We start from the raw sequence: 9,454 nt of genomic DNA on the forward strand, positions 1-9,454 counted from the left end.
GCCGCCGCACGACCGCCCGCGCCGCGACCGGGGCGGCGAACCCGCTCCCGGCCCGCGTCAACCGCGCCGCGACCCGCTGGCCCACCGCCGCACCCACCGCGGGCGCGATCAGCCCGGCGTGCACCAGGCGGCGCGCGGCGAGCTGGTCGCAGCAGCACCGGCCGTCGAGGAACAGGTCGGGCAGGGCGCCCACCACGACCTCGGCGCCGCCCCGGCCCACGGCCCGCAGGATGGCCCGGTCGCGGTCGGACAACGCGACCGCCGCTGTCGGGGTGGTGTGCGTGCTCCCGACCCCGCTGTCGTCGAGCGTCTGCATGGTCCTCGATCCCCCCTCGGCGCCACCGCTGCCGGTGGCGGCGCTGTTTTCTCCGCCGGATCGATCGTCGGCGCGTCGGCTCGATCCCTCATCGTCGGAAGAGGCGGTCGAGGCGTGGAAAAATGCACGTCCGCCCCTCCGACACCACTAGGCTCTGGCCCGCACCGAGGTCACCGGCGAAAGGCCGTCATGGAGGATTCGGAGACGGCGCCCGCGGAGTTCATGGCGCAGCTCGACCCGATCGATCGCGCCGCGCTCACCGAGCGCGCCCGCACCCGCCGCTGGCCGGCCGGGGCCTCGCTGTTCCTGGAGGGCGAGCAGTCCTCCTCGGTGCTCGTGGTGGTGACCGGCCGGGTCAAGGTGTTCTCGCTGACCACGCACGGCGAGGAGATCCTGCTGGCCGTGCGGGGGCCCGGCGCCCTGCTCGGCGACATGTCCGCGGTCGACGGCGCGCCCCGGTCCGCGTCGGTCGCCGCGCTCGAACCGGTCGTGGCGCTCGTGGTGGCCACGCCGGTCTTCATCGACTACCTCAGCAGCCGGGGCACCGCCGCCATGGTGCTGATCCGGCTGATCACCCAGCGGTTGCGCGACGCCGACCGCAAGCGCGTCGAGTTCGCCGCGTTCGACACCGCGTCGCGGGTGGCCCGGCGGATCGTCGAGCTGGCCGAGCGGTTCGGCGAGCCGGAGGCGGGCGGCGTGCGGATCACCGTCGCCCTCTCCCAGGACGAGCTGGCCGGCTGGGTCGGCGCCTCCCGGGAGGCGGTCGCCAAGGCGCTGCGCACACTGCGCGAGCGCGGCTTCCTGACCACCGGCCGGCGCACGATGACCGTCCTGGACCTCGACGGCCTGCGCAAGCGCGGGGGCGGGCTGTGAACGAGCCGAGCACGGCCGCCCAGCGCACGGTCGCCCTCGACCGCAGCGCACTCGACCGGCCGGCACCCGCCGGCCCGCCCCCCGCGGCGGCGGCCGTCGACGTGGTCCGCCGCGCCCGCGGCGGCAGCCGGGCCCGGGTCGCGATCTGGCTGTTCCACCTGGCCCTGCCGATGGCCGGGCTGTGGCTGCTGCTGGCCGTGCCCCAGGCCGACCTGCACGTCGAGCACCACCCGTCGCACTTCTGGCTGGTGTTCCTGACCGCCGCGCTCAGCGTCGGGCTGGGCGTGCAGGTCGACCGCTCCGCCCGCCGCCACCACGACGCCCGGCTCACCCTGGTCGCGCTGGGCTTCCTGGCCGCCGCGCTGTTCCTCGGCCTGCACGCCATCGCCACGCCGGGCGTGCTGCTCGACAGCAGCAACGGCGGGTTCGCGCTGGCCACCCCGGTCGGCCTGGTGCTGGGCGGGGCCTTCGCCGCGGCCGCGACCCTCGACCTGGACGGCGGGCGGGGGGCGCGCGTGCTGCGCGTCGCGCCGGGCCTGCGCTGGGCGCTGTTCGCGCTGACCGCCGTCTGGGGCGTGGTGTCGGTCGCGGGGCTGCCCCCGCTGGCCGACCCGACGCTGGCCGAGGGTTCGAGCCCGCTGCTGATCGGGCTCACCGCGATCGCGGTGCCCCTCTACGTCCTGGCGGCCGTGCGCACCCTGCAGTTGCACCGGCGCCGCCGCTCGGCCGTGCTGCTGGCGCTGATCACCGCCGACGCCCTGCTCGCCGAGACCGCCGTCGCCGTCGCGCTGGGCGTCAACTGGCAGCTGACCTGGTGGCTGTGGCACGTGCTGATGGTCATGGCCTTCGGCTACGTCGCCTACAGCGCCTACATCGGCTACCGCAAGGAGGGCACCAGCACCGGCCTGTTCGACGCGGCCGGCACGGAGCAGACGGTGGCCGCCGTGCGCCGCGAGTACGGCTCGGCGCTGGAGACGCTGGTCGGCGCGGTGGAGCGCAAGGCGGCCGGGCAGATCTCCGACGCCGAGATGGCCGTGTTCACCGCCGGTGTGGCCGGCACCTTCAAGCTGACCGAGGGCCAGGTCGCGATGCTCGGCCGGGCCGCGGACGCGCTGCGCGCCGAGCGCGAGCAGATCGGCAGGCTCGGCGTCCTGGTCGCGGTCGGGCACGAGTCCCGGGTGCTGGTCGGCGAGCGCACCCTGCTGGCCCGCTCGGTCCGCCGCGCGGCGGGCTTCGGCGCCGACGTGGTGCGGGTCGGGCTGCTCACCGACGGCCGGCTCGACTTCCCCGCCGAGCTGGCCACCGACCCGGGGTGGATGCCGGGCCCGGCCGCGGTCGCGCACCTGGAGCGCACCTGCGACGGCCGCGCCGAGACCACGGAACTGCCCGACGGCGTGCTGGTCTGCCCGCTGACGGTCAAGGAGCGCGGCGCGGGCGTGCTGCTGGCCCGGCGCGCGGGCGGCTTCTCCGAGCGGGACCGGTCGCTGTTCGCCTCGCTGGCCACGCAGCTGTCCATGGGCCTGGAGAACGCCCGGCTCTACCGCCAGCTCGACGGGCTGTTCCGGCAGTACATGTCCCCCGACGTGGCCACCGCGCTGATCGCCGACCCGCGCCAGGCCGCGCTGGGCGGCGCGGTCGTCGAGGTGACCGCGGTGTTCGCCGACCTGCGCGGGTTCACCACGTTCTCCGAGCAGGCCACGCCCGAGCGGATCGTCGAGATGCTCAACCGCTACTTCGCGGTGGCGACCTCGGCGGTGCTGGCCGAGGGCGGCACGGTCGTGCAGTTCGTCGGCGACGCGATGATGGCGCTGTTCAACGCCCCGGCCCGGCAGCGCGACCACGCCGAGCGCGCGGCCCGCGCCGCCCTGGCGATCCAGCGCCGGATCGTCGACGTCCGCGGCCCGGGCGAGCCGCTGTTCCGGGTGGGCGTGAACACCGGCCCGGCGCTGGTCGGCAACATCGGCAGCGACGAACTGCGCAACTTCAACGCGATGGGCGACGCCGTCAACGTCGCCGCCCGGCTGGAGACGACCGCCGAGCCCGGCCAGGTGCTGATCGGCGACTCCACGTGCCGTCAGCTCCCGGCCGGGACGGTCACCGAGCCGCTGGGCGAGCTGCTGGTCAAGGGCCGCAGCGAGCCGGTGGTCGCCCACCTGCTCCGCGCGCTCCCCTGACTCCCACCGCCCTGACCGTCACCGCCCTGACCGGGCTGGCGGCTACGCGCCGGGCAGGGCCTTCCCGACCTCGGCGGCGGCGTCGGGGCCGAACGCGTCGCTCAGGCGCTGGAGGCCGTGGGCGCGGTCCCATGGCCACTCCTGCGGGCCCTCGACCTCCAGCACCTGCACCGCGATCAGCGAACCGAGCTGGGCGGCCCGCTCCAGCGGCAGCCCCTCGGCGATGCCGGTGAGGAACCCGGCCCGGAAGCCGTCGCCGACGCCGGTCGGGTCGACCTTCGCGGTCTCCGGGACCACCCCGACCGTGATCTCCCCGACCTCCCGGCCGATGATCGTCGCGCCGTGCTCGCCGAGGGTGGTGATCCGCACGTCGACGCGCTCGGCGACCTGCTCCTCGGTCCAGCCGGTCTTCTTCTGCAGCAGCTCCCACTCGTAGTCGTTGGTCATCAGGTAGCGCGCGCCCTCGACGAGCAGCCGCAGGTCGGCGCCCTCCATGCGGGCGACCTGCTGGGAGACGTCGGCGGCGAACGGGATGCCCAGCTCGCGGCACTCCGCGGTGTGGCGCAGCATGCCCTCGGGGTCGCTGGCGCCGATCAGCACCAGGTCGAGCCCGCGCGGCACCAGCGGGGCCAGCGAGATCTCCCGGGAGCGGGCCATCGCGCCGGTGTAGAACGAGGCGATCTGGCGCATGTCGTCGTCGGTGGTGCAGACGAAGCGGGCGGTGTGCACGTCGTCGCACACCAGCACGGCGGAGCAGTCGACGCCGTGGTCCTCCAGCCAGCCGCGGTACTCGGCGAAGTCCGGGCCGACGGCGTCGACCAGCAGCGGGGACTGGCCCAGCACCCCGAGCCCGAAGGCGATGTTGGCCCCCGACCCCCCGCGGCGGATCACGAGGTCGTCGACCAGGAAGCTCAGCGACATCCGGTCGAGCTGGTCGGCGACCATCAGGTCGGCGAACTTCCCGGGGAAGTGCATGAGGTGGTCGGTGGCGATGGAACCGGTCACGGCGATGGGCACGATGAGGGACCCTACCGCCCGCCGACGCGGCGGACCCCGGCCGAGGGAGCACGGGGCTCACCCGACCGGGGTCCGGGAACGCGGAGCGTCGACGTGCGGCCCGGCCGCGCGCCGACAGGGCTAGCTCAGTTGAACGAGTCGCCGCAGGCGCAGGAGCCGCCGGCGTTCGGGTTGTCGATCGTGAAGCCCTGCTTCTCGATCGTGTCCACGAAGTCGATGACGGCGCCGTCGAGGTACGGGGCGCTCATCCGGTCGACCCCGACCTTGAGGCCGTGGAAGTCGCGGAACAGGTCGCCGTCGAGCGAGCGGTCGTCGAAGAACAGCTGGTAGCGCAGGCCGGCGCAGCCACCGGGCTGCACCGCGATGCGCAGGTGCATGTCGTCGCGGCCCTCCTGCTCGAGCAGGGTGCGGGCCTTGAGCGCGGCGGCGTCGGTGAGCTCGACGCGGTGCGTGGTCTCGACGGAGTTGTCGACGGTCATGGCTCTCCCAACAACGAGCGGGGCCCGGGATATTTCCCCAGGATGTTTCTCGGTCCCTGACTTTTCGGCACTGCAGCGGCGTCCGGGGTAGGCGTCCGCTGACGTTCCGATCCACATAGTAGGCCGTCGGGGCGGCGGCCCGCTCCGCGCAGCGGCTCCACCGCTCCCCCGCTCGGTGATCCGCGCCACGTGCCGCCGGGTCGGTACCGCCGGGTCAGCGGCTCCAGCGACCGGCGACCCGCTCGGCCAGCGCCGACAGCGTGCCGGCCGGGTCGGCCATCGACCGCTCGACGCCGCCGGCGTCCTCGGCGACCGAGTAGGCCGAATCGACACCGACCGCCGACGCCTCCCGCCGACCGACCGAGACCTGCCCGGCCAGCACCACGCACGGCACCGCGCGGTCGGCCGCCGCCCTGGCGACCGCGGTCACCAGCTTGCCGCGCAGCGACTGCCAGTCGAAGCTGCCCTCGCCGGTGACCGCCAGGTCGGCGGCGTCCAGCGCGGGCTCCAGCCCGACCAGGTCGCGCACCAGCCCGGCCCCGGACACCCGGCGGGCCCCGCAGGCCAGCAGCGCGGCGCCGAGCCCGCCGGCCGCGCCCGCCCCGGCGTCGTCGCGGACGTCGACGCCGAAGGCGCCGGCCAGCACGTCGGCGAAGCGGGCCAGCGCCGCGTCCAGCTCCGCGACCGCGGCGGCGTCGGCGCCCTTCTGCGGGCCGAACACCGCCGCCGCGCCGTGCTCCCCCAGCAGCGGGTTGTCCACGTCGGCCGCCGCGACCAGGCGGACCCCGCCCAGCGCCGGGCGCCCGTCCAGGTCCGTGCAGCCGGCCAGCGCCGCTCCGCCGGGGCCCACTGCGGCGCCGGCGGCGTCGACGGCGACCGCGCCGAGCGCGGCCAGCATCCCGGCCCCGCAGTCGGTGGTCGCCGAGCCGCCCAGCCCGATCACGATCTCGCCCACCCCGGCCCGGACGGCGTCGGCGACGAGCTCGCCGACGCCGCGGCTGGTGACGCTGGTGGCGACCGCGGGCACCCGCCGCTCGCGGGGCACCAGGTGCAGCCCGCAGGCCGCGGCCGACTCCAGGTAGCCGACGCCGTCGAGCTCCAGCCAGCGCGCCTCGACCGGGTCGCCGAAGGGGCCGGTCACCTCCGGCGTGTGCCACGTCCCGCCGCGCGCGGCGTGCAGGACGTCGACGAAACCGGTGCCGCCGTCGGCCAGCGGGAGCAGCCGCAGCTCGTCGCCGGGGGCGCGGCGGCGCCAGCCCTCGGCGATCGCCTCCGCGGCGGCCGTGGCACTGAGCGTGCCGCCGAACGAGTCCGGAGCCACCACGACGCGCACCCGCGCACAGTAGCGCGCCGACGCGCCCGTTCCGGGCACTTCGGGCACGCGGTCCTCCCCCGCGGACCGGAAGCCGCCCTGCGGAACCGGTGTGGCCTGCGCGTAAGGTGGCGGCCGTGAGGTTCCTGCGCCGTTCCACGCCCGCCACCGTCGGAGGCGACAAGCCCGCCGGGGAGGCGCAGGGGCCCGCGGCCACCGCCCGCCCCGACGGCAAGGGCCGTCCGACGCCGAAGCGCCGCGACGCCCAGAGCAAGCGCCGCGGCCCCGCCCCGCCCCCGCCGCGCACCCAGCGCGAGGCCGCCCGCTACGCCAAGGCCAACCGCCCCGACCGCCCCAACCGCGACCAGCGCCGCCAGGAGGCGGCCGAGCGCCGCGAGCGGATGGCCGCCGGCGACGACCGCTACCTGCTCCCGCGTGACCGCGGCCCGGTCCGGGCCTACGTCCGCGACGTCGTGGACTCCCGCCCGCACCTGATGGGCATGTTCATGCCGCTGGCGCTGGTCGTGCTGCTGTCGCTGGTGGTGCCGATCCCGTCGATCCAGCAGTACCTGAGCCTGTTCAGCCTGATCGTGCTGACCGCGATGATCGTCGAGGGGGTCTTCCTGGGGGTGCAGGTCACCCGGCGCGCCCGGGCGAAGTTCCCCAAGGAGTCGATCAACGGGCTGGGCACCGGCTGGTACGTCTTCACCCGGGCCAGCCAGCTGCGCAGGCTGCGCATCCCGAAGCCCAGGGTCGCCCGCGGCGCCAACCCGTAGGCACCGCGGCGGCCCCCGGCGGTCAGGCCTCCTCGAGCGGGACCGGTGGGCCCACCTCCGCGCCGTCCTCGACGAGGACCACCCGCTTCACGCCGAGCTCGCGCAGCCCCAGCCACTGGCCGGCGAACCAGCCCTCGGCGTCGGCCTTGCTGGTGAACTCCTCCTGCGGGCCGGCCACGTCAACACCGTTCTCGTCCTGATACCGCCAGTGGTAAGCCACCCGGCGGAGGCTAGCGTGCACGGGTGATGATCGCCCCCCGTCGCACGCTGGTGCTGGGCGGCACCCGGTCGGGCAAGTCCCGGCACGCCGAGGACCTGCTGCCGGACGACGCCCCCGTCTGCTACATCGCCACCGCCCGCGTCGATCCCGACGACGACGAGTGGGCCGCCCGCATCAGCACCCACCGCTCCCGGCGGTCCGAGGAGTGGGAGACGGTCGAGACCACCGACGTGGCCGGCATCATCCGCTCCGGCGAGGACGACCTGCTGCTCGTCGACGACCTCGCGACCTGGCTGTCCTGCGTGCTGGACGACGCCGGCGCCTGGGAGGCCGACGCGCTGCCGCCCGCCGTGTTCCGCCAGGTCGTGGAGCTGGTGGAGGCGGTGGCCAGCAGCACCGCCCGGGTGGTGCTCGTCTCGGCCGAGGTCGGGCTGGGTGTCGTCCCGGGCACCCGGGCCGGGCGGCTGTTCCGCGACGAGCTGGGCGCGCTGAACTCGGCGCTCGCCGCCGTGTGCGACGAGGTCGTGCTGCTGGTCGCCGGCATCCCGCTGCGGCTGAAGGAGCCGCCCGCTCCCCGCCCGACCGCGGACTCGATCGACTCGACCGGCCGGATCCCGGTCGTGGGCAGGCCCCCGTCCGGACCGCCACCGCACAACGGCCGCTGGTCCTGACCCTGCGACCCCCGGGGCCGGTGGCGCCCGGGTGGGCGCGGTGGGGGTAGACAGTGCGGCGTGGATCTCCTCGCCGTGCCCGCGCCCGACTTCGAGGCCCGCCGCGCCGCGGTCGCCCGGCACGCCGAGCTGGCCGTGCCCGTCGGAGGGTTGGGGCGGTTGGCGGAGCTGGGCGTGTGGCTGGCCGCGGCGCAGGGCACCTGCCCGCCGCGCCCGCCGGCCCGCCCCCGGGTGGTGCTGGTCGCGGCCGACCACGGCGTCTCCGCGGCGGGGGTGTCCGCGCACGCCGCCGGCACCACCGCCCGCCTGGTCGACGCGGTCCGCGAGGCCACGGCGCCGGTCACCGTGATGGCCCCGGTGGCCGGCGCGTCGGTGCGGGTGGTCGACGTCGGCACCGAGGCCGGGTCGGGGGCGGCCGACGCCGAGCGCCACCACGTGCGCGCCGGTAGCGGGCGCATCGACCGCGAGGACGCGCTCACCGGGGCGGAGACCGACCGCGCCGTCGAGATCGGTCGCGGGCTCGCCGACGAGGAGGTCGACTCCGGCGCGGACCTGCTGGTGCCCGCCTCGCTGGGGGTCGGCGCCACCACCGCGGCCGCGACGCTGGTCGCCGCGCTGACCCGCACCGAGCCGGTCGCGGTGATCGGGCGCGGCAGCGGCATCGACGACGCCGGCTGGATGCGCAAGGCCGCCGCCGTGCGCGACGCGCTGCGCCGCGCCAAGCCGCACTCGGGCGACCCGCTGGCGCTGCTGCGCGTGGCCGGCGGCGCCGACCTCGCCGTGCTGACCGGCTTCTGCGCCCAGGCCGCGATCCGCCGCACGCCGGTCCTGCTCGACGGCCTCGTCGTCGGGGCGGCCGCGCTGCTGGCCGAGAAGCTGGCCCCCGGCGCGCGGGACTGGTGGCTCGTCGCGCAGCGCTCCCCCGAGCCCGCGATGGACGTCGTGCTGGCCCGCCTGGACAAGGAGCCGGTGCTCGACCTCGGCCTGCGCGTCGACGACGGGTCCGGGGCCATGGCGGCGCTGCCGCTGCTGCAGATGGCCGCCCGGCTGCTGGCCGAGACCGGGACCACGACCTCCGCCGACAGCGACGGCGCCACTGATCCCGCCGCTGACCCCGCCGACGACCCGGCCGGGGACGACGCCGACGACGCCGTCCGGGCCTGAGCCGCCGGTGTCGGTCGCGGTGGCCGGCCTGGCGCTGGCCCTGAGCTGGCTGACCGTGCTCCCGGTGCGCACCGGGGCCCCGACGCCCGCGGTGGCGGCCGCGGCCATCCGCTGGGCACCGCTGGTCGGCGCGCTGCTCGGGGCGGTGGCCGGTGCGGCGCTGTGGGGCATGGTCGCGCTCGGCGTGCCCGCGCTCGTCGCCGGGTTGCTCGCCGTGGGCGTACTGGCCGCCGGCACCCGGGGGATGCACCTGGACGGCCTGGCCGACACCGCCGACGGCCTGGGCTGCTACGGCCCGCCCGAGCGGGCGCTGGCGGTCATGCGCGACGGCGGCGCCGGGCCGTTCGCCGTGGTGGTGCTCGTGGTCGCGGTCGGCGCGCAGGCCGGTTCGCTGGCCGCGCTCGTCCCCGGCCCGGGCGCGGTGGCCGCGGCGGCGCTGGCCTGCGCGTCCG

At 76.5% G+C, this 9,454-nt stretch carries 11 protein-coding genes; 6 read left to right on the forward strand and 5 right to left on the reverse strand.

The genetic code is table 11. From position 1 onward, the window contains the following. Window positions 1-316 (reverse strand): hypothetical protein (locus tag KIK08_RS34465; RefSeq protein WP_250558416.1); only part of this gene is annotated, 316 nt, incomplete at its 3' end. A gap of 189 nt (window positions 317-505) precedes the next feature. Between KIK08_RS34465 and KIK08_RS34470 the strand changes: the two genes are divergently transcribed. Together KIK08_RS34470 and KIK08_RS42070 are read left to right on the forward strand one after the other, a co-directional pair. Continuing rightward, complete coding sequence (locus KIK08_RS34470; protein ID WP_214407513.1) at window positions 506-1,189, forward strand: Crp/Fnr family transcriptional regulator; 684 nt, start codon at window positions 506-508, stop codon at window positions 1,187-1,189. Then, entirely contained in the window at window positions 1,186-3,363 is a 2,178-nt protein-coding gene (locus KIK08_RS42070) for an adenylate/guanylate cyclase domain-containing protein (RefSeq protein ID WP_214407514.1), read from the forward strand. The genes KIK08_RS34470 and KIK08_RS42070 overlap by 4 nt, the downstream gene beginning before the upstream one ends. A gap of 42 nt (window positions 3,364-3,405) precedes the next feature. Here the strand turns inward: KIK08_RS42070 and KIK08_RS34480 are convergent, their stop codons facing one another. The 3 genes from KIK08_RS34480 to KIK08_RS34490 all read right to left on the reverse strand — a co-directional run bounded on the left by KIK08_RS34480 (window position 3,406) and on the right by KIK08_RS34490 (window position 6,192). Continuing rightward, window positions 3,406-4,338 (reverse strand): carbohydrate kinase family protein, encoded by a 933-nt coding sequence (locus KIK08_RS34480; protein ID WP_214407522.1) that lies wholly within the window; start codon window positions 4,336-4,338, stop codon window positions 3,406-3,408. A 167-nt stretch (window positions 4,339-4,505) separates the two neighbouring features. After that, window positions 4,506-4,859: a HesB/IscA family protein gene (locus KIK08_RS34485; protein WP_214407515.1), complete on the reverse strand. Its 354-nt coding sequence runs from the start codon at window positions 4,857-4,859 to the stop codon at window positions 4,506-4,508. A 214-nt stretch (window positions 4,860-5,073) separates the two neighbouring features. Beyond that, window positions 5,074-6,192 carry a glycerate kinase family protein gene (locus tag KIK08_RS34490; RefSeq protein WP_214407516.1) on the reverse strand — a complete coding sequence of 373 codons (1,119 nt, stop codon included), beginning with the start codon at window positions 6,190-6,192 and terminating at the stop codon, window positions 5,074-5,076. A 116-nt stretch (window positions 6,193-6,308) separates the two neighbouring features. Here KIK08_RS34490 and KIK08_RS34495 point away from each other — a divergent pair, with 116 nt between their 5' ends. Continuing rightward, on the forward strand, window positions 6,309-6,947 hold the full coding sequence (locus tag KIK08_RS34495) for a DUF3043 domain-containing protein (protein WP_214407517.1): 639 nt from the start codon (window positions 6,309-6,311) through the stop codon (window positions 6,945-6,947). Window positions 6,948-6,969: 22 nt separating this feature from the next. Here KIK08_RS34495 and KIK08_RS34500 read toward each other — a convergent pair whose 3' ends face one another. Then, a complete protein-coding gene (locus tag KIK08_RS34500) occupies window positions 6,970-7,167 on the reverse strand; it encodes a hypothetical protein (RefSeq protein WP_214407518.1) in 198 nt (65 codons plus the stop codon). Window positions 7,168-7,193: 26 nt separating this feature from the next. Here KIK08_RS34500 and cobU point away from each other — a divergent pair, with 26 nt between their 5' ends. The 3 genes from cobU to KIK08_RS34515 form a co-directional block, all read left to right on the forward strand. After that, the gene (gene cobU, locus KIK08_RS34505) at window positions 7,194-7,838 is read left to right on the forward strand and encodes a bifunctional adenosylcobinamide kinase/adenosylcobinamide-phosphate guanylyltransferase (RefSeq protein WP_214407519.1); all 645 of its coding nucleotides are present in this window, start codon (window positions 7,194-7,196) and stop codon (window positions 7,836-7,838) included. A gap of 60 nt (window positions 7,839-7,898) precedes the next feature. Next, on the forward strand, window positions 7,899-9,002 hold the full coding sequence (locus KIK08_RS34510) for a nicotinate-nucleotide--dimethylbenzimidazole phosphoribosyltransferase (protein WP_214407520.1): 1,104 nt from the start codon (window positions 7,899-7,901) through the stop codon (window positions 9,000-9,002). Window positions 9,003-9,009: 7 nt separating this feature from the next. Then, the coding region (locus KIK08_RS34515; protein WP_308258076.1) for an adenosylcobinamide-GDP ribazoletransferase at window positions 9,010-9,454 on the forward strand (445 nt) is incomplete at its 3' end.

Origin of the sequence: Pseudonocardia lacus (genome assembly GCF_018531445.1) — a bacterium.
Taxonomy (GTDB): Bacteria; Actinomycetota; Actinomycetes; order Mycobacteriales; family Pseudonocardiaceae; genus Pseudonocardia; species Pseudonocardia lacus.

Coding starts and splice junctions, on each gene's coding strand:
- KIK08_RS34470 (WP_214407513.1), top strand. CDS start 506: ATGGAGGATTCGGAGACGGCGCCCGCGGAGTTCATGGCGCAGCTCGAC.
- KIK08_RS34480 (WP_214407522.1), bottom strand. CDS start 4,338: ATGCACTTCCCCGGGAAGTTCGCCGACCTGATGGTCGCCGACCAGCTC.
- KIK08_RS34485 (WP_214407515.1), bottom strand. CDS start 4,859: ATGACCGTCGACAACTCCGTCGAGACCACGCACCGCGTCGAGCTCACC.
- cobU (WP_214407519.1), top strand. CDS start 7,194: ATGATCGCCCCCCGTCGCACGCTGGTGCTGGGCGGCACCCGGTCGGGC.